We start from the raw sequence: 20,309 nt of genomic DNA on the forward strand, positions 1-20,309 counted from the left end.
GACCAAAGAGAGAGGGAACATGAATATTAACAAGGGTTTTACGCTAATAGAGCTGATGGTTGGTATTGCGATTGTAGGTATCTTAGTGGCTGTGGCTTATCCTTCATATATTGACAATGTTGCCCAGAGTGCTCGCTCGGAAGGTCAAGCTGCGATCCTTCGGATCGCCAACTTGCAAGAGCAATATTATCTTGATAATCGAGTCTATGCTGAAGATATGAATGCACTGGGTTTGGGAGCGGATCCTTTTATTACCGATAATGCTTTATATAGCATTGATTCAACAGGTACCGCTGGTTATTTGATTATCGCAACGGCGAAAGGCATTCAGGCGACTCGAGATACCGTTTGTGCAACCATTCAAATGACAGATACGGGGGTTAAAACTCCTGCGGGGTGTTGGTAATGAAAACCTTTCATAGTTTGTTACTTGTTTTATTTTTTTCTGTGCCGCTTTTTGCCAGTGAAAAGCAAGATTATAAATGCTTTGTTAAATCAACAGATGGCGATAAGATTGTGTTTTATCGATGGCAAGTAAAAGAGATTAAATTAAATATTGCGACTTTAGTTGGGCGCACCAATAAAAATAATAAAGGTAAGACATATTATATAAAAACTGTTGATGAGTGTGTCACAATTGAACAAGATTTTAACGCTATCGATGCACAGAAAATGGATAAAATAACAGTTTATTAGCCGTCGTCGTTAACACTTTTTATAAATGTTATCTCGTCGTAGAAGGAGGAGGTTAATTACAGTTGATAGCTGCTTCAGAAAGCTGAACTCGCCCAGATAAGCTGACTTCAACCCCTCTTGAGTTGTTACTGCTTTTTGAACCAGGACAATAGGAAAATGTACCTGCTGTAGAGTTAGTGGATATTAACCCATCAGGTGTAAAAATAATGGAGTTTCCTGTATAGGTAATAAAATCGTTGTCATTAAATGGCGCAATTTGTTTAATCACGCGATCTGTTACACCATCGGTTGTATCTATATTTGCTGGTGTGCCATTATCGATAAAAATACTGAATCCGTCTTTCCAATTCGCATTGCAAGCTGCGCCTGAAATAGGGCATAGGGTGACTCTTGCACCATAACTGATGGCTTGGTTTTTGGCGAACATGAGGGATTGTTGGATCTTTCTTATTTCACTATCAGCTCTATAGGCTTGATACATATTGGAGAAGGAGGGAACACCAATAGTGATCAATGTTGTCCCTATAACAAGCGCTACCATTAATTCAATGATGGTGAATCCTTCTTTTAACGTTAGCATGGTAAGAATCCTCGCATGTACTGCTTTAAGTATAAGCGTAAATAGGTATTTTATCTGTCGCTCAAAAGAAAAACTCTAAACTAATGAATTTACTTTATTTTTTATCTATACTTGCAATAGCCTGTTACCCTTAATTACCACAAGTGATATTGTTCTTTTTTGAAAAGCGAATTCGACCAGCTTGACTGATTATTATCGCTTTGGAGTACTCACTGTTTATTTTAGATGGGCAATAGCGCAAGGTACCGTTAGTGCCGGAAGCAAGTCCAGTTGGTTGAAATCGAATTGATCGCCTGTTATATATGATGAAATCTTTGGATGAGAAAGGGCCTGTTTTATGTATTATATTGTCGGTACCGTCAATGGTGTTTTTTTCACCTAGGTCAGTAAAAATAGTGAGGCCAAGTTGCCAATTACGGGAGCATTTGTTGCTTTCAATAGGACAGACTGTTACCTGACTTGAATAACTGATCGCATAATTTCTCGCTAACTTAAGTGTTTGTTGTATTTTTCTTGTTGAAGTGTCACAGCGAAAATATTCATAAAGTGATTGAAAATTCGGGACACCGACAGAGATGACAATGGTCGATATGGCTAATGTGGCCATGGCCTCAACCAATGTGAGGCCTATTTGCTTCTGCATGTTTCATCCTTGAAAGTTGCTTGGCTAACATCCTGTTAGTCAGTGTTCAGCTAAATTGGTAGACAACGACCAATAAGCTAAACTCATTTTATTATAGACGACATTATTTACGGGCCAGTATTTTTTATAAAGAAGATGACTGACTCGTTGTTGAAGTGAAAAATAAGTTTCTTATCGTTGTTTTTATCTGTTGGAAGGAGTCAGGTTTCAGTGAGGTGACATTTTGCCTTTGGGGAAAGCCTGCCACATGTTAAGCTGAGTGACTCGATAGTTTTACCCACTTAAGCAAGTAAATAGGAGAGTTTGATGAAAAAGGTCGAAGCCATTATTAAGCCATTTAAATTAGATGATGTGCGGGAATCACTTGCTGAAATAGGTATCACAGGAATGACTGTTTCAGAGGTTAAAGGCTTTGGTCGTCAAAAAGGCCACACAGAGCTTTATCGTGGGGCTGAATATATGGTCGACTTTTTGCCTAAAGTTAAGATTGAACTGATTATTCAGGATGATTTACTTGATCAAGCCATAGAGGTCATTGTCGACACTGCGAGAACAGGTAAAATAGGCGACGGCAAAATTTTCGTAACAGAGGTTGAGAGAGTCATTCGGATCCGTACTGGTGAAGAAAATGAAGAAGCAGTTTAATTATATAGTTCAATTATCTAGGCATTTTTAGATAGGCATCTGAGACAAAAACGCCGCACACAAGGTTACGGCGAATTTGTTTATTCCGATGTGGTATTTAAAAGTGGAACTTGGCTACTAGAATCTCTGAACACAGGTTCTGGAACAAATATCATGGCTTTTTTGGGGCTGATGGATCGCTTTTTTGCAATTAATAATTCTGTCGCCATTTGAGCAATTTTTTGATTAGGTTGATGTACAGTTGTCAGTTTAGGCCATGTTTGTCTGGAAAATGGGCTGTCTTCAAAACCAACGATTGAAAGTTGATTTGGAATATCGAGTCCTGCTAAGCGAGCAGCAAAAAGAGCTCCCGCTGCAATTTCATCATTACAAGCAACAATGGCTGTAGGTCTGGTATTATCCTCTCTTCTTAGCAGTTCTTTTGCCCCCTCAACACCAGACTCAAAAGAGTATCGCCCTGCAATAATATTTTCATTTTCAACAATCAATTGGTTATTTTTCATGGCTTGTGTAAACCCTGATAGACGTTCTTTTGTCGATTGATGGTGTTGATCGCCACTTAGAAAGGCAATGTTTTTATGGCCGAGATCGATAAGGTGCTGAGTAATGGATATTGCACCATGTTTATCGTTTATTAATATAGCCAGTCCAGTATCCGGTGTTACCTGCTCTCCGGCGATGATGCGAACATAATTAGCGTCAATGCTATCCAAGGCTTTTAATACTTTTGGGTCTTCGGATAAAGGCGGTGTTAACACTAAACCAGCTAATCTAGCATGTTTGACTAACGTGATTAATTCATCACAAATATTATCAGATTTTGCATTACAGGGATGGATGAGGAGTTGGTAATCTAATTCTTTACATGAAGATAAAATACCATTTTGCATATCAATGACATAATAAGCGTTTGGATTATCGTAGATAAAACCAATGATATATGATTTGGTACTCGCCAGGTTTCTAGCTGATAAGTTAGGTTGGTAATCTAAAAACTTTATCGCTTCATTGACTTTTTCGATGGTTGATTGTTTCACCGAAGGTTCATGGTTGGTGACCCTAGACACTGTTTTAATCGAGACACCCGCATGTTTAGCGACGTCATTTATGGTTACTTTCATTCTTTTAAACACTCTTTATATCAGTGTATTTAGGTATAAAACTCAGAGTTTTAAATAGATGCTTAAGCATTTTTCCTTGCTTTGCAAAGCAAGGTGCTTAATGCGTTATTTGCTATATTGCGAGCTTTTACTCTAATTAGCAAACAAGAAATTTAAATTCTATATGGTGAAAATTAAAAATTGTATAGATATTTAAACACTTTATTATGCCAAAAAACCAGCAATCTAGTCGTTTTAGTTTGAGCTTTTATTAATATCTTGACAGTTATTTATAGCGTAAAAGATGTTTACACATCGGACTAGTTATTTTTATGTAGATTAAGTGTTGCTTAATCTGTAGTCTTTTCTTATGAATGACAGCGTTGTCATCAGATTAATACTAACGAACATTAAAAATAAAATAACGTTATAGAAGGGAAGCAAAATGCGAACATCTAACTTTAAGATAAGTGTATTAACGACAAATCTGGCTTTAACGCTGCAGACCCTAGTGTCTGTGTTGGCAATCGCAGCTGAAGTAGAAGTTGACTCTGTCGCTGATGACAATATTGAAAAAATTGAAGTGCATGGCATGCGTGCCTCTATGAAAGCGTCTGTTAATGCGAAGCGATTCTCAAATTCGGTTGTTGATGCTGTATCTGCAGAAGATATAGGTAAATTCCCTGATGGTGATGTGGGTGAGTCATTAGCACGTATTCCTGGTGTTGCAGTTAATCGTCAGTTTGGTCAGGGTCAGCAAGTGTCAATTCGTGGAGCCTCTTCTCAGTTAACTCGAACCTTATTAAATGGTCATTCTGTCGCTTCAACAGGTTGGTTTGACCAACAAGCGATTGACCGTAGCTTTAACTACTCACTTCTTCCACCAGAAATGATAAGTGGAATTGAAGTTTATAAATCTTCTCAAGCAGATATTACAGAAGGTGGCATTGGCGGCACTGTGATAGTTAAGACTCGTAAGCCACTTGATTTAGAAGTTAATACCCTTTTTTTTAGTGCGAAGGGAGACTACGGTAGTATTTCTGAAGAGATGGATCCAGCATTATCTAGTTTGTACAGTTGGAAAAATGACGATGAAAATTTTGGGGTATTAATTTCAGCTGCGGCTTCGCAAACTGAGTATCAGCGTAATGGAATCGAAACACTGCTTGCCTGGGGAGAAATCGTCCCAACCACTTTCCAACAAGATCGCCAGCGCACGGCCATTAATCTCGCAACGCAATATCGTCCAATGGATTATTTAGAGTTTGGGTTAACTTTTACGAGTTTAGATCTTAACGCTGATAACGCTAACACCTCTATTTTTTTGTTTCCAACACAGCAAGGTGAATCAAGATGTCACCAAGTGAATGCTGCTGGTATTTGCACTGATATTACACACTCAGGGGTTAATGCTTCTGCTTTTGCTCAAACTTGGGCGCGTAAAGCTGAAATGTCATCAGAGACTTACGATTTCGATGTTAATTTTGAAGCTGATAACTTTATTTTAACAGGTAGGATAGGTAACACTTCTGCTAAAGGCGGTACTAGCTTAACTTCTAATTATGGTAACTCAATCGGTCAGGAAAGTGACTTTGCTGGTCACTATGACGCTACTGGTGACAAGATTATTATCGATACCGCTAATAAAGTATTTAATTCAAGTGACTTTAACGGTGAATTGACCTCCGCTGAATGGGCTCTGAAGAAGCAACCAAATACAGATGAAGAAACGTATGCGCAATTTGATGTCACCATTCCACTTGATTTTGAGGCCATCACTGCATTTAAAACAGGTATCCGCTATGCGGATCACGATGTCACTCAGCAAACTGACCAAGCAATAGTGGGGGATATTGCCTCTCGCAATGCTTCATATTACTACAATGGAACCATGTCATCCGGTGCCGGTTTTACTCTGCCAAAACCTAATTTTGACGCTATGATTTCAGATGCTCATTCGGCAATTAATGGTTTTACTCGTGACAAGTCGGGTTATGGCTCATTAAATGAAAAGAATTTAGCTATTTATGCGATGGCTAACTTTGACACTGGAGGTCTGCGAGGTAACTTAGGCCTTCGTTTTATATCGACAGATGTCGAATCCAATTATTATCAACTCAGTAATACAGGGCAGTTTGCAGATTCGATAAGCACTGATAAGACAAGTTATAGCGACGTGCTGCCAAGTATTAATCTCGTGTTCGATTTAACGAGCGATCTCATTTTTCGCACTTCTGCGGCTCAGGTTATCTCTCGTCCTAATTATTCTGAGTTATTTGCGACATCAACGCTACCAGGTTTAAATGATGGCACTCCAGGTAATGAAAAGTTAAATCGTGGCTCTGTAGCCTTAGACCCATTTAAAGCGACTCAAGCAGATGTTAGTTTTGAGTGGTATTTCAGTGATGATGGCCTTGCAGCAATCACCTATTTTATTAAAGATGTGAGTTCATTTGTTTCTACTCGACAAAAACTTAATCAGCAGATTGGTATCGAAGATAATGATTTGGTTATTGCTGGTGGAAGCACATGCGGTGCTGGTGTTTACGATTGTTGGGCCGTAAGTGAAAAGTACAATGCAAATGGTGGGCGTATCGAAGGCATAGAGCTTCAGCTACAAGATTCTTTTACAAGTGGATTAGGTTACTCTGTTAATTATACTTATGCTGACGCAGGCTCCCCTGCTGAAAATTATCCTGATCAACTCGGAGTATTCTCTGACTCTTCTGAGCATACCGTCAATCTTGTAGGATATTATGAGACTGACAATTTTAATGTACGTTTAGCTTATAACTGGCGTAGTGAATATATGATGCGTGAATTGCCCGGCTTTTACGGTAACCGTCAGCATCAGGATTATGGCACTCTAGACTTTAGTGCTGGTTACAGTGCCACACAATGGATGGATATTACTTTTGAAGTGGTTAATTTAACACAAGAAGATAGCATTCAAATTGGTGTAGCCCCCCTCAACGCTGACGTTATTTCCGAGTTCAAGTCAGATTATCCAGTCTTTAGTTTTGATGGCGAAGCGCGCTACAAAATAGGTGTCGCATTACGCTTCTAACTTATGTTAATTAAATGTATCAATCTTGCGTGTTATTGTGTATCTTTAATGACAGCGCTGTCATTTTGTTGTTTTGTTACTCTTTAACTAGGTCAATATCGTGTAGGAACTGTTTTTCTTATTCATGTTTGCCAAAAACTTAGGGTATCAATTGAGTAGATTTATGTTTGACCATTTTTCTAGTTTCTCTCCTAAAACTAGTTTTGGCTAAGTGTTATTTTCATTTTCGAATATGACACTTAGTCATTTTTTTTATTTTACACATTAGCGTTTATTGTCAATTGAATGAGTTATTTTTTAGATATCCAAATTGATAGAGGAATACTATGAAACATGATCTACTGGTCGTCGTCATTATTTTTACCTTGGCAACAATGGCCTGTTCTGGGCAGTATGTTACTGTAAAAGATAGCGCAGCCACTCAGGGTAAAGCACTTGTTTCAACCACCATGACCCAAACTATGCTTAATCAATTGGGAGGCTCACTTGATGTTAAATACCGTCTTTTAACAAATTTTCCTAAAAGCTGTTCGACAACGGGTGTCGATGGCCGATGTTTTAGTGCTCAGATAGAATTGACCAGTGATGTCGATTTAATGAGTTCTGATTGGGCTATCTATTTTAGTCTGATGAGACCTGTGCGAAATGTATTCTCGACCGAGTTTACGATACAAAGAGTACAAGGCGATTTGCATAAAATAATCCCCACTGCTTTATTTACAGGTTTAAAACAAGGGCAGACTAAGAAGATAGGTTTTCTTGGTGAGTTTTGGCAGTTATCAGAAATTGATGCGATGCCAAATTATTACTTAGTGTCTGGTGATTTGCTCCCAGCGTTAATTAAGAGCACTGTCGTTACTCGCGATCCTGAAACTGGTATGGAAATTAGACCCTATGTTATCGCGTTTTCTGATGCAGAGAAGCATTATAAACGTAGCGATCGAGATGTAATAAAATGGGCGACTGCAGACGTGATTTTTCAAGCTAATCAAGAGATAAATTTACAAACTCATTCAGCGATAAATACCATCATACCGACACCTAATAAGGTCGATATTACGTCAGATAATAAACCTGTTTCACTATATTCAGGGATTAAACTTGAGCTTAACGGACACAAGAAAGCTCCGATTGCTGCTGCTTTGCTTAGGTTAAAGCGGATAGGGGTGAGAGAAAACAAAGAGGGGATATCGATTGTTTTTAGCTCCCTGGCTAATCCAAGTAAAGCAGGCGCTTATAAGTTAGAGATAACTGAGCAAGCGATTATGCTTGCCGCAGGCGATGATGCTGGGTTCTCTTATGGTTTATCTTCATTGGCAAGTTTAGTCGACACCCAAGATCTCTCCATCAATACCTTATTAATTGAAGATACACCTCGATATGATTTTCGTGGTATGCATATTGATGTTGCTCGTAACTTTCACAGTAAGCAGTTAGTGCTGGATATCTTAGATCAGATGGCTGCGTACAAGCTCAATAAGTTACATTTACATATGGCAGATGATGAAGGTTGGCGACTGCAGATTGATGGTTTGCCAGAATTGACTGATATCGGTAGTAAGCGTTGCCATGATCTTAATGAAACGACCTGTTTACTACCACAACTTGGTAGTGGTCCATTTGCAGAGACAGAAGTGAATGGTTACTACACTAAAAATGATTACATTGAGATACTAAAATATGCATCAGCAAGACAGATCCAAGTGATCCCATCTATGGATATGCCGGGACATTCAAGAGCGGCAATTAAATCAATGGACGCGCGTTATAATACATTGATGGCTGACGGTGATAGCGTTGCTGCTAATGCATATCTGTTAAGAGATTTAAATGATAAAACAGTTTACTCATCTATTCAGAATTACGACGATAACACTGTAAATGTGTGCGTAGAGTCAACATTCAATTTTGTTGACAAAGTGGTCGATGAGATAGCTAAGCTCCATGAAGCAGCGGGACAACCTCTGACTATTTACCACATAGGTGCCGATGAAACTGCTGGTGCATGGCTAGACTCGCCTGAATGCCAATCATTTTTGGTTAATAATACCCATAATGTGACCTCTTTTGATGACTTGGGTGCTTACTTTGTTGAGAGAGTCGCAAATATACTCAGTGATAAAGGGATAAAACCTGCAGGCTGGAGTGATGGTATGAGTCATACACGTGTTGAAAATATGCCATCTAAGCCTCAAACAAACGTGTGGGATATCATTTCACATGGGGGATATAAACGAGCACATATGCAAGCTAATTTAGGTTGGGATACCGTTTTAGGCATGCCTGAAATACTCTATTTTGATTCTCCTTATGAAGCAGATCCCAAGGAACATGGTTACTATTGGGCCAGCCGTAATAGCAATGAGCGTAAACTATATGGTTTTATGCCTGATAATTTACCAGCCAATGCTGAGCAGTGGACTGATATTCAAGGGTTGGCATTTGAAGTTGATGATACTGAGAAACGTGATGAGAATGGTAAACGTGTGAGTGGTCCCATAAAAACAGACAAGGGTTTTACCGGAATACAGGGACAAATTTGGAGTGAAACCTTAAGAAGTGATGATCTGGTTGAGTATATGATTTTTCCAAGATTACTTCTTTTAGCTGAAAAGGCGTGGCATAAAGCGAGTTGGGAAGTCCCTTATCAATATTTAGGTACTATTTATAACCAAGAGACTGATTTTTTTACAGATGAAATGCGTGACAGTCAAACTAAGCAGTGGTCAGTCATTGCTAATACCTTGGGTCAAAAAGAGTTAATTAAACTTGATTTGGCTGGCATCAATTATCGAGTTCCTACTGTTGGGGCAATGATTCAGCAAGGTCAGCTTTATACTAATATTATTTATCCAGGCCTTAAGGTGGAGTATCGTGTTCCAGGAGGGGAGTGGCAAAAGTACCTATCACCAGTCAATGTTAACGCTCAAGTTGAAGTGAGAGCAGTTGCTGCTGATAATGATCGAAAGGGTCGCGCGCTAATTGTCGAATATCACTAAGTCGTATACTCAGAGTTTATGTTGGTGGGACTTTATCTGTGAGCGTTATTTTTAATATAAGGTTTTGAAAATTAAGTTTTATTGTATGTGTTACAGCTTAATAAATGGCTTTTTATGATCAATATCTAGAAGATGATTTAATACCAGAGTGTGGAAAAACCCCAACACAGCTGATTTGATACCGTATTGACTTTATATACTATGGTAATACCATTTCTACTAGGTGTTAAAAATGCATGAATTAATCATTAATAAGTAAATTTATGACTTTTTATCACAAGAAATGACAGCGCTGTCACCAATGTTGTATTATTAGGTTGGTTTTAGTCTGTTAGCAGAGCGTCATTTGGTTTATGAGCGTGTTAAACAAAACAGTCAATGAGGTCTGTTATGGTAAAAAATCAGCCAGCTAAGTCCCTTTTTTTTATCGGTATTGATGGTGGTGGCAGTAAATGTAGAGCCACTATTTATTCAGCTGAAGATAATGTGATGGGAACTGGTGTTTCCGGGCGTGCTAATCCACTTCATGGCTTATCGCAAACATTTGAATCTATACAATTGTCTACAGAACTGGCCTTAAAGGATGCGGGCATGTCTTTAACTGACTGCAAGTATTTAGTTGCGGGCCTTGGACTTGCTGGTGTGAATGTTGCTAGGCTTTATCAAGATGTTGTTAATTGGCAGCATCCTTTTGCTGACATGTATGTCACCAGTGACCTCCATACAGCTTGTATTGGTGCGCATAAAGGTGGTGATGGTGCCGTTATTATTACTGGCACAGGCTCCTGCGGTTACGCTAATGTTGAAGGAAAAGATATCAGTCTCGGTGGTCATGGTTTTGCTTTAGGGGATAAAGGGAGTGGTGGTTGGTTAGGGTTAAAGGCGGCTGAACAATCTTTGTTGCACTTAGATGGTTTTATTGAGCAAACGACTCTGACAAGGCGTTTGTGTGATCATTTAAAAGTAAACAATGCACTTGGTATTGTTGAAAGTTTAGCGGGTGAAAGTTCGAGTGTGTATGCTAAATTAGCCCGAATTGTCCTTGAGTGTGCCAATCAACAAGATCAAGCTTCGCAAATCATAGTGAAAGAGGGGGCTGCATATATTAGTGAGCTTGCTCGTAAATTATTTAAGATCAATCCGCCACGATTTTCCATGATAGGTGGTTTAGCTGAGCCTTTAATACCTTGGCTTGATAAAGATGTTATTGCAAGATTATCACCAGCACTAGCCCCGCCGGAGCTAGGAGCGACTTATTTTGCCCGTGCGCAATTTGCTCGTAAAGTGAGTCAGTAAAAGTCTACTTAGACATAAAATGGTTACTGCATAAATTGAGAATTAAATGATGAAACAAACTTTTATTACAAAGCAATTTTTCGATGGTAAAGATTTTCATCATAATCATCCTATTACAGTTCAGGATGGCCAGATACTTGCTTTTGATACATGCTCTGGCGCTAAAGAAGTCAAGCTTGATGGCATATTAGTGCCGGGTTTTATTGATGTTCAGGTTAATGGTGGTGGTGGAGCTTTATTTAATAGCGATACTTCGGTTGAGTGTATTGAGACCATTGGTGCTGCGCATGCAAAATTTGGCACGACAGGTTTTTTACCCACATTAATAAGTGATAACATTGATGTGATGCGCAGAGCTGCAGACGCTGTGTCTGCATCTTTAATTAAAGGTTGCGCAGGTGTTCTAGGTGTACATTTTGAAGGTCCGCATCTTTCAGTTCCTAAAAAGGGGGTGCATTCTCAAGCTCATATACGGCGTATTTCAGATGCTGAACTTGAGGTTTTTAGTCGTAATGATTTAGGCATTAAAGTGGTGACTTTAGCTCCTGAAAAGGTCTCTGTTGAAGTAATTAAAGCCTTAGTTGCCGCAGATGTGAAAGTGTGTTTAGGTCACTCAAATGCTGATTATGAAACGGTAGTTGCAGCTTTAGAGGCTGGAGCTATTGGTTTTACCCATTTGTTTAATGCCATGTCGTCTTTAGAGTCTCGAGAACCAGGAGTTGTCGGTGCGGCAATTGAAAGTCGCGATGCTTGGTGTGGGTTAATCGTTGACGGTCATCATGTTCATTCCGCTGTCGCAAGATTGGCTGTTTATGCAAAACCTACAGGTAAATTGATGTTAGTCACTGACGCTATGCCGCCAGTAGGGCTTGAGGATAATGAAGCGAGCTTTGAGCTTTTTGGCACTCAAGTGATCCGCCAAGGTGATAGATTGAATGCTGTGACTGGTGAACTTGCTGGCTGTGTTTTAGATATGGCTGGTGCGGTTCGTAATACCGTCAATATGCTAGGGTTGAGCCTTGATGAGGCAATAAGAATGGGTTCATTTTATCCTGCACAGTTTTTAGGGATAGCAAAGCAGCAGGGGCAACTATCGGTTGGTAGTCGAGCCGACTTTGCTTTGCTTAGTCATGATATTCAAGTGCAGCAAACTTATATAGCCGGTCAATGTATTTTTAAGCGTTAATATTTTTAGTGATAATGACTGCTTTGTTTAGTCACTGTACCATTGTTTTGTCACGTGTATCGCTTAGGTCTAAATCAGATAATAGATTAGGGAGCTATTATGCAAACCACTCAAAGTAAAGCAGGCAAAAGGAGGCTAATGTCGCTTGATGCATTGAGGGGGTTTGATATGTTTTGGATTCTAGGTGGAGAGGCTATTTTTTCAGGGTTATTTGTTTGGACTGGTTGGCATGGATGGCAATGGGCTGATACCCAAATGCATCATAGTCAATGGCATGGTTTTACCTTTTACGATGTCATTTTCCCCTTGTTTATTTTCCTATCCGGTGTGACGTTAGGCTTGTCTCCTAAGCGTTTAGATAAACAACTTTTATACCAAAGGATCCCGTTTTATAAGCAGTCTATCAAACGTCTATTGTTGCTGGTGTGTTTTGGTATTCTGTATAACCATGGTTGGGGAACTGGGGCGCCGTTAATTCTTGATGAAGTCAGGTATGCTAGCGTTTTAGGACGAATAGGTTTTACTTGGTTTTTTGCGGCTATGCTGGTTTGGCATACAGGTTTACGTACACAGATAATTGTCACCTTTGGGATCTTGGTTGTGTATGGACTCGCGCAGTTATTTATTGTCGTTCCTGGTTATGGAATGGGTGATTTTTCTGTTGGAGGGTCAATTAATGCTTATGTTGATACCCATTTTTTGCCTGGAATAAGTTATCAGAATAGAGCCGTTGATCCTGAAGGAATATTGTCAACTTTTCCAGCAGTGGTTAATGCAATGATTGGTTTTTTTGCTGGATGTTATATCGTTAAAGATCACCCTAAGGGGGAATGGTTTAAAGCAATGAGCATGTTGCTAGTCGGCATATTAGCACTGGTAAGTGGTTGGTGCTTAGATTTTGCTATCCCAGTCAATAAAGATCTATGGACCAGTTCATTTATTTTAGTGAGTTCAGGGTGGAGTATTATACTGTTAGCTATTTTTTATGTTGTTATTGATGTATTAAAATGGCAGAAAATAGCATTTCCATTTATGGTTATTGGATGCAATGCCATTATTATCTATCTATTATCGAGTTTAATTAATTGGCAGTACACTGCTACAAGCTTATTTGGTGGCGTGATGAATGCCTTCCCTTCTTTATCGCATAACCTTATCGCTACCTTTAGTCTATTATTTGTCCAGTGGTTACTGCTTTTTTTGATGTATCAGCGGAGAGTGTTCTTTAAGGTTTAACTAGCTGTATAAATAGTTTTTTTACTTTCTAAACGATTCTTTTACTGTCATTTAGGCATAAGTTAATGACAGCGTTGTCTTTTGAGATTGAATGTTTTAACATCAATGAAACAAGGCCTGCTCTGTGTAGGTGAAGAAAACTGTATTAATCAGACCTGTTTGACTACCGAACTATATAAAAAAAAAGATATCTTGTTGTTTGGATATTACCAATTAAAAATATTATAAGAAGTAGACCTCTATGGAAATGACATTTAATAGTGAAAGAAAACAGACTAGTATTATCCCTATGACGATAGTTGCTGTGCTATTTTTCGTATTGGGTTTTGCAACTTGGCTCAATGGTTCATTGATGCCGTATTTGAAACAGATCCTTCAGTTAACTCCATTTCAAGCATCACTTATTTTATTTTCCTTCTATATAGCAGTGACGTTTACCGCTCTACCATCAGCATGGGTGATTAGAAAAGTGGGCTATAAGAATGGTATGGCTCTTGGGATGGGGGTTATGATGATTGCTGGTTTGTTATTTATCCCTGCAGCTAAAACTCAGATTTTTGCTTTATTCCTGTGTGCTCAACTGGTTATGGGGGCTGGGCAGACTTTGTTGCAAACGGCTGTTAACCCATATGTTGTCCGCCTTGGTCCCGAGGAGTCGGCCGCGGCAAGGGTAAGCGTTATGGGAATTTTAAACAAGGGAGCAGGTGTCATTGCTCCTTTAGTATTCAGTGCTTTAATCTTAGATAGTTTTAAAGACCGAGTCGGTTTAGAGTTAACTCAACGTCATATTGATGAAATGGCTAATGGATTGGTTATTCCATATTTGGGCATGGCAATATTTATTGGTGCCTTAGCCTGGGTTGTTAAGAAGTCACCTCTACCTGAGTTATTAAACGAAGATAATGATGCTGAAATTAATAGTGTTGGACAGATAAAAGAAGCACTCTCTCATCCAAGTCTTGCATTAGGTGTTGCCGCACTGTTTTTCTATGTGGCTGTAGAAGTCATAGCCGGTGATACGATAGGCACATATGCCCTTTCTTTAGGGATAGCAAGTTATGGGGTGATGACCTCTTATACGATGATTTGTATGGTATTGGGTTATACATTAGGTATTTTGACTATCCCTCGTTTTATTTCTCAACCTACAGCCTTAATGATTTCTGCCATATTGGGTGTGTTATTAACGTTAGGGATCATCTTTGGCGATAATGAATCTTATGTTGTGGCTAATACTTTGCTCGTGCCTTTTGGTGGTGCACAACTTCCTGATACCTTACTAATGATAGCTTTTTTAGGTTTAGCAAATGCGATCGTATGGCCAGCTGTTTGGCCACTTGCTTTATCAGGTATGGGGAGGCTTACTTGTACCGGTTCTGCTCTGTTAATCATGGGGATTGCTGGTGGTGCATTTGGTCCATTATTTTGGGGATTAACAAGTTCAATTTCATCAATTGGCCAACAGGGAGGCTATATGGTGATGTTACCTTGCTACCTGTTTATCCTATTTTATGCCGTTAAAGGCCACAAAATGAAAAGTTGGCAGTAAGATCTGATCCCAGACCTAATCAATTAGTTAAATAAGTTAATAAAAGAGTCTTATACCAATGTGGCTTTAACTGGTTATATATAGGTTAAGGGCTCCGGTAGGATAGCTAAACAAGGTAGCGTATCCACTTCTAGATATCGATAACACAGTACAGGTATGCTATTTCTTCGTTATGAAATATTGAATTAAAATAACTAACCCATTAATTTCTGAAAACACCATGGATGGTGTGAATGTAGGAGTGATTAACGTCCTCGAACTCTGTCACTCCCAGTATCTTGAGGTAGTTTTGGGATAGTTAATGTGATTTTTACATATAAAAAATCCTCGATAATATTTATTGTCGAGGATTTATGTTCTTCATATAAATGATGGTGCCTGCACCAAGAGTCGAACTCGGGACCTACTGATTACAAGTCAGTTGCTCTACCAGCTGAGCTATACAGGCTAAATATTGGTGCCCGAACCCGGAATCGAACCAGGGACACGAGGATTTTCAATCCTCTGCTCTACCGACTGAGCTATTCGGGCAACTAAACTAAGCGTTAGTTAACTACTGAAGAGCATAAGGTATAACATATTTACCCCTCTGCTCTAGAGTGCGCGTATCATATAGCTATGATCAGAGACGTGCAAGGAATTTTTTTTTAAAGGTGGTTAACTTACCAAAAAATGTACAAAAGGTGGTTTTTGAACTAACGGTGAGCAGTATGTGATGAGTCTTGAGCATAACCGAGAGGAGATGTTAAAGTGAGATTGTCGCCATTGATTTTTTCTATTTTTACCGTCCGGATAATGTTATTTCAGCTGCTCACACAGAGCCTTTCTCTTAATACCTAACTTTTATGGTATCAGGAGTTAACATCGTAAAACGTTCACATGGAGGTTGGGCGGCTTCGATAAAACAGCTGCTGACGATTGGCTTATCAATTACAAATCTTGTTGTTAGCGTAAACTTAATATCAGCAGAGGTTATATTCTAAAGCAGCTATGATGAAATTAGTATCATAATAGCTCTCTTAGGCGACCTAATTTTACTTAAGATAAAGAATTAAGCACATCGAGAAGTGATAGCGTCCCTGTGGCTTGGCTGATTTGTGGGCATGCAGCCTTTGCCGCATCGTATTCTCTTTGTGCAGTACTTTCTGCTGATTTAGCAGCTGTCAATTCTCGTGCGGTGTTTGTTTTAGCAGCCGTCGCTTCTGCTAGTTTTACTCCAGCTACAGCGCTTTTACTTGTGGCAACAGCAAGCTTAGCAGATGCAGCTTCTGCAGCAGCAGTGGCAATTTCACTTGTCGCTGCTGCTGTTTCTTCTGCGGTCCCCGCAGTGGATTCAGCGGTGAGTGCAGCGGACTCTGCTGCTGTTGCTGCAGTGGCAACACCTGCAGCAGCTGTTTCTGTTGCAGTTGCTGCTGTAACCCATGCCGTTGCGGCGGCTGTCGCGGCCTCTGAAGGACCAAAATCCCATCCTGGGATAGCATTCGATGCAATTGCTGCTGCTAGGGCTGCCGTTGCAGCGGCCAGATCAGCTGTTGCAGCAGCTAATGTTGCAGTGGCTGCAGTTTCAGCCACCGTTGCAGCACCAAGGATACCAGATGCCGCTGCGGTTGCTGCAGTCGCCGCACTTAATGCAGCGTCGGCTTCAGCAGCAGCTGCAGTGGCCGCTTGAGCCGCTTCAGCTGGGATAGCAAGCTTTGCTGCTGCTACAACCGCAGAGATGGACTTCTCAGTGACGTTTTCTTTAGCACGAGCATCTGCTTTTTCAGCGATACTCTCTTTTGACTTGGCTATGGCTAACTGTTTTTCGGCCTCTATTAAACGTTCTTGGGCTGGTGTGTTTTTAGCATTTTCAGTAGCGCTGTTTGCTGATTTTTTTATAGATGATATTGTTGATTTACATTCAAAAACAAAGGTATGTTTACCTGTGATTAATGACAGTTTTGATTGCCCATTTAACGTTTTTTCTGTTTCAAATCTATCTTTATATGCAGGAGAAACAATATCTTTTAGATTCATGAATGAAGATAATAAATCATTGTCATCTTTGGGGTGAGTAAGAGCTGATAAGTACTTTATAGCATCATTTTTACTTTCTCCAGAAAACCAATCTACCGTTTGATTTAGCATTTCTTTTGAATTATTGATATTTTGAGTATTGTAACTTCCACCTAAGTCATTAATGTTATTAGATCTAGTGCTTTCTAACCCAATTGATGTGGACATAATAACTCCTTTAAATTATCGAAAAGATATTGAAGTAAATATATTATATGGTCGTTAGTTCACTGCATATCAGGTGAATACCTGATTAATGTTTGAGCTGTTTATTGAAGTGGACGGTCGACAGATGATATCGTGAGTTCCACTGGTTTTTGGATTAACGATTGGGTTTAGTTTTGGTTTAAAGTGTTTGGAATTGATACTCACATGAGCATTTTGATGTGACTTGGGCATAATTGGACACTAATTATTTAGGACATTATTGTGGATTCAGGAAAGAATAAATGTTTAATTATAGGTTCGGCTTGTAGCGGTCTCGCTGCTTTGGTTCACTTTGGGTGTGTTATTTTGGTTAATCAGCTCAGGCATTTGCTTATTTATTGGTATCCTATATGCGGTTGGCACTTTTCAGTCTTGGCCGCAATTAAGCATAAAAGTACTCACTGAGTAAAAATGGTCAGTCTGCATACCATGGTGAGTTTATTTCAACATTTTTTGGCATGCCATTGTGTGGCCCAATCTCTTAGTGGATCTAAGGTGTTCATCAGTGATAGACCTAGTCCTGTGAGCTCATAACCCGCAGAGGTTGTAACAAGCAGATTAGCTTGGCTGAGTTGTTTGATGCGATTATTTAATACTGAGGGAGAGAGACCGCCACAATCTTGTTGTAAGGCTCTAAAACTTAGAGCCTGGCTGCGAAGCTCCCACATTATCCTCATATTCCATTTACGGCCAAGCAAATCAAATAAAGCCATGATTGGAATGCCCGTGCTTGATCCTCGAACAGCATTTTTTTGTTGTGAAATAGTCATAACTCTTGCGCTTCTAAAAAAGTAGCGTTACGCTACGAAAGTAGTAGCACTGTATATTAATTAAATAAAATTGCGAGGAAAATATGTTTTTAGTAGATATGACTTTTACCAACATGAATAAAATTACCCCTGAATTGACGCAGCAGCATAAGTTGTATCTTGAACAAGAATATAAATCAAATAAACTCATGTTTGGAGGGCGAAAAGTCCCGAGAACGGGGGGAGTATTGTTATCACAACATGCTACAGAGCAAGTGCTCATCGAGATGTTAGAGGCAGATCCTTTCGTGAAAAGTGGTGCAGCTAGCTATTCAATTACTGAGTTCGTTCCCGTGATGGCCTCTCTGCAGTATGCCAGTACCCTAGATAAATAATCAGGTTCTCTTAGCTGACACGTGGGATAGTATAACTATTCTATTGCATAGAGATAGGTCGTTACTCTATCTCAGATCAGTCTATATTCTGACAGCCTAACCAGAGGACATATTATCGTTACTTGTGGCACTTAGCCAATGATTGACATCGTCAGATAATGACTTCGATTTAGAAAGAAAAGAGTGCTCATGAAGTGGTTGGAGTTAACTGTGTTCAAATATAGTTAGCACCTTGTCTCGCAACCATAAAAGAGCCGGATCTCGATGATTTCTTGAGTGCCAGAACAATGCGACCACTTACACAGAGGATGCCAATGGTGAATTGAGATAAAGAGTGACATTTTGATATTGAACGACCAAAGATGAGTACATTTTTGCAGAAACTGATTGCTATTAAGTGGTAAGCTGCATTATTCACGATGACATTTTATATCTATTTATGTTGGTTTGCTCTGTGAAATCGCGATAGTAGGCGTTTGCAGGCAGTGAGGATAGTCGAAATGGAATACCCCATCAAAGCTTCATGTCAATGCGGTCAAGTCAGCTATCAGTTAACAGTCCCACCTCAAAGGGTGATCGCTTGTTATTGTCAAGAGTGCCAAAAGCTCTCGACCAGTCCTTTTAGTATTACTGCGGTCGTTGCACGTAGTGCTATCGAGTTTACTGGTGAAATGAAGCAATGGAGCCGTATCGCAGAAAGTGGCAATGAAAACAGAGCCAAGTTTTGCCCTCAATGCGGGACAAGAATTTATCACTATAATCCGCAGACCCCCGAGCTCATTAAGCTAAAACTTAAGCCCGTGGGCGCTTCAGTTGACACAAGTTTTGCGCCAAGTCTTCATATTTTTATCAGTGAAACTCCCAGCTGGTATCAATTACCCCAAGGGATCACTGCCTATAAAAAGGGTGAGGGCGCGCCTAAATAACCCCTATGTGTGACAAAAGTGATGAAAAATCTGCTCTGCAGAGAATGAGACACATTTAAATAAAAAATAATAATAAATAATAGGAAGAGAATGCAACTGACCACTTTAGTTGAAAACACACGACTCGATAATAGACCTGATCTCACGGTCGAAAGAGGGCTGTCGTTCCATGCCACAACAATGGGCAAGCAAATATTATTTGATGCCGGTAACAGCCAAGCCTTTTGTGATAATGCTGAATTACTTAACATCAATATTCAAGAGGTTGATGCGGCAGTGATCTCACATCGCCATCATGATCATTGCAATGGGGTTACGCATTTTCTAACACGGAACATTCAAGCTCCGGTATACTTTCGAGACTGTGAAGACACTGAGTACCTCTTTAAATCTTTCGGCTTTAAGCGTAACGTCAGCATCAATAAAAAGATGTTTAGCCAAGCGCCTCAAAGGTTCAAATTTATCAACACGCTGACGGAAATATATCCCAATATCTTTATCGTCACCGAGATCAGCAATAAATATCCACGCCCAGAGGGAAATAAGTATCTTTTTACTCACAAGGGCGATGATTGCCATTTAGATGTATTCGAACACGAATTATTACTGATAGTGAAAGAACATGACGGCGTCATTATCTTTACTGGTTGTGCCCATAGTGGTGTTCTCAATATGATAGAGACCACAATTCAGTTATTTCCAAATACACGTATTAAAGCTGTTGTGGGCGGTTTTCATCTAGTGGGCCTCCCTCTATTTAATAGCATCGGTGGGAGTAAAAAAGACATTGAAGCAATGGGTGAAATATTACTCAGTTACCCTATCGATAAATTATATACAGGTCACTGCACTGGGATGAAAGCCTATGGAATACTCAAAAAAGTATTAGGTGACCGTCTTGAATACTTGCCTACAGGTGGCAGTGTAAGCATTTAGTGGCTATTTGCGTATGAGGGTAGATTTTCTGTATTTCTAATAGA

Annotated in this window: 17 protein-coding genes and 2 tRNA genes; 12 read left to right on the plus strand and 7 right to left on the minus strand. The window is 39.6% G+C overall.

Annotation, left to right across the window (positions count from 1 at the left end; translation table 11 throughout):
• Window positions 1-19 precede the first annotated feature (19 nt).
• Both HQQ94_RS06020 and HQQ94_RS06025 read left to right on the plus strand, forming a co-directional pair.
• Entirely contained in the window at window positions 20-406 is a 387-nt protein-coding gene (locus HQQ94_RS06020; protein WP_173293565.1) for a type IV pilin protein, read from the plus strand.
• On the plus strand, window positions 406-696 hold the full coding sequence (locus HQQ94_RS06025; RefSeq protein WP_173293566.1) for a TapY2 family type IVa secretion system protein: 291 nt from the start codon (window positions 406-408) through the stop codon (window positions 694-696). The genes HQQ94_RS06020 and HQQ94_RS06025 overlap by 1 nt, the downstream gene beginning before the upstream one ends.
• Before the next feature lie 52 nt (window positions 697-748).
• Here HQQ94_RS06025 and HQQ94_RS06030 read toward each other — a convergent pair whose 3' ends face one another.
• Together HQQ94_RS06030 and HQQ94_RS06035 are read right to left on the minus strand one after the other, a co-directional pair.
• Window positions 749-1,276 (minus strand): GspH/FimT family pseudopilin, encoded by a 528-nt coding sequence (locus HQQ94_RS06030; protein ID WP_173293568.1) that lies wholly within the window; start codon window positions 1,274-1,276, stop codon window positions 749-751.
• A gap of 130 nt (window positions 1,277-1,406) precedes the next feature.
• On the minus strand, window positions 1,407-1,919 hold the full coding sequence (locus tag HQQ94_RS06035; RefSeq protein WP_173293569.1) for a GspH/FimT family pseudopilin: 513 nt from the start codon (window positions 1,917-1,919) through the stop codon (window positions 1,407-1,409).
• A gap of 306 nt (window positions 1,920-2,225) precedes the next feature.
• Between HQQ94_RS06035 and glnB the strand changes: the two genes are divergently transcribed.
• Entirely contained in the window at window positions 2,226-2,564 is a 339-nt protein-coding gene (gene glnB / locus HQQ94_RS06040) for a nitrogen regulatory protein P-II (protein ID WP_173293576.1), read from the plus strand.
• 80 nt (window positions 2,565-2,644) lie between these two features.
• Here the strand turns inward: glnB and HQQ94_RS06045 are convergent, their stop codons facing one another.
• Window positions 2,645-3,685 carry a LacI family DNA-binding transcriptional regulator gene (locus HQQ94_RS06045; RefSeq protein ID WP_173293578.1) on the minus strand — a complete coding sequence of 347 codons (1,041 nt, stop codon included), beginning with the start codon at window positions 3,683-3,685 and terminating at the stop codon, window positions 2,645-2,647.
• A 424-nt stretch (window positions 3,686-4,109) separates the two neighbouring features.
• Between HQQ94_RS06045 and HQQ94_RS06050 the strand changes: the two genes are divergently transcribed.
• From HQQ94_RS06050 to nagP, 6 genes are all read left to right on the plus strand, one after another.
• Complete coding sequence (locus tag HQQ94_RS06050; RefSeq protein ID WP_173293580.1) at window positions 4,110-6,731, plus strand: TonB-dependent receptor; 2,622 nt, start codon at window positions 4,110-4,112, stop codon at window positions 6,729-6,731.
• Between the two features lie 326 nt (window positions 6,732-7,057).
• The gene (locus HQQ94_RS06055) at window positions 7,058-9,730 is read left to right on the plus strand and encodes a family 20 glycosylhydrolase (protein ID WP_173293582.1); all 2,673 of its coding nucleotides are present in this window, start codon (window positions 7,058-7,060) and stop codon (window positions 9,728-9,730) included.
• 378 nt (window positions 9,731-10,108) lie between these two features.
• Window positions 10,109-11,026 carry an N-acetylglucosamine kinase gene (nagK, locus tag HQQ94_RS06060; RefSeq protein ID WP_375335691.1) on the plus strand — a complete coding sequence of 306 codons (918 nt, stop codon included), beginning with the start codon at window positions 10,109-10,111 and terminating at the stop codon, window positions 11,024-11,026.
• Window positions 11,027-11,075: 49 nt separating this feature from the next.
• Complete coding sequence (gene nagA, locus HQQ94_RS06065; RefSeq protein WP_173296538.1) at window positions 11,076-12,212, plus strand: N-acetylglucosamine-6-phosphate deacetylase; 1,137 nt, start codon at window positions 11,076-11,078, stop codon at window positions 12,210-12,212.
• Window positions 12,213-12,311: 99 nt separating this feature from the next.
• Window positions 12,312-13,448 carry a transmembrane glucosamine N-acetyltransferase NagX gene (gene nagX, locus HQQ94_RS06070; protein WP_173293585.1) on the plus strand — a complete coding sequence of 379 codons (1,137 nt, stop codon included), beginning with the start codon at window positions 12,312-12,314 and terminating at the stop codon, window positions 13,446-13,448.
• Window positions 13,449-13,689: 241 nt separating this feature from the next.
• A complete protein-coding gene (gene nagP / locus HQQ94_RS06075; protein ID WP_375335692.1) occupies window positions 13,690-14,997 on the plus strand; it encodes an N-acetylglucosamine MFS transporter NagP in 1,308 nt (435 codons plus the stop codon).
• 372 nt (window positions 14,998-15,369) lie between these two features.
• On the opposite strand, the gene HQQ94_RS06080 is transcribed toward nagP, so the two are convergent.
• The 4 genes from HQQ94_RS06080 to HQQ94_RS06095 form a co-directional block, all read right to left on the minus strand.
• Window positions 15,370-15,445, minus strand: a tRNA-Thr gene (locus HQQ94_RS06080).
• Between the two features lie 7 nt (window positions 15,446-15,452).
• Window positions 15,453-15,528 (minus strand) — tRNA-Phe (locus HQQ94_RS06085).
• Window positions 15,529-16,035: 507 nt separating this feature from the next.
• Window positions 16,036-17,220, minus strand: coding sequence for a hypothetical protein (locus tag HQQ94_RS06090; protein WP_173293587.1), 1,185 nt, complete (start codon window positions 17,218-17,220; stop codon window positions 16,036-16,038).
• 482 nt (window positions 17,221-17,702) lie between these two features.
• Entirely contained in the window at window positions 17,703-18,029 is a 327-nt protein-coding gene (locus tag HQQ94_RS06095) for a helix-turn-helix domain-containing protein (protein ID WP_217274003.1), read from the minus strand.
• 83 nt (window positions 18,030-18,112) lie between these two features.
• On the opposite strand from HQQ94_RS06095, the gene HQQ94_RS06100 reads away from it, so the two are divergent.
• The 3 genes from HQQ94_RS06100 (at window position 18,113) to HQQ94_RS06110 (ending at window position 20,265) form a co-directional block, all read left to right on the plus strand.
• Entirely contained in the window at window positions 18,113-18,403 is a 291-nt protein-coding gene (locus HQQ94_RS06100; RefSeq protein WP_173293589.1) for a YciI family protein, read from the plus strand.
• 500 nt (window positions 18,404-18,903) lie between these two features.
• Window positions 18,904-19,329 carry a GFA family protein gene (locus HQQ94_RS06105; RefSeq protein WP_173293590.1) on the plus strand — a complete coding sequence of 142 codons (426 nt, stop codon included), beginning with the start codon at window positions 18,904-18,906 and terminating at the stop codon, window positions 19,327-19,329.
• Between the two features lie 90 nt (window positions 19,330-19,419).
• Window positions 19,420-20,265: an MBL fold metallo-hydrolase gene (locus HQQ94_RS06110; RefSeq protein ID WP_173293591.1), complete on the plus strand. Its 846-nt coding sequence runs from the start codon at window positions 19,420-19,422 to the stop codon at window positions 20,263-20,265.
• Window positions 20,266-20,309: the final 44 nt, after the last annotated feature.

This window comes from Shewanella sp. VB17, assembly GCF_013248905.1.
Classification (GTDB): domain Bacteria; phylum Pseudomonadota; class Gammaproteobacteria; order Enterobacterales; family Shewanellaceae; genus Shewanella.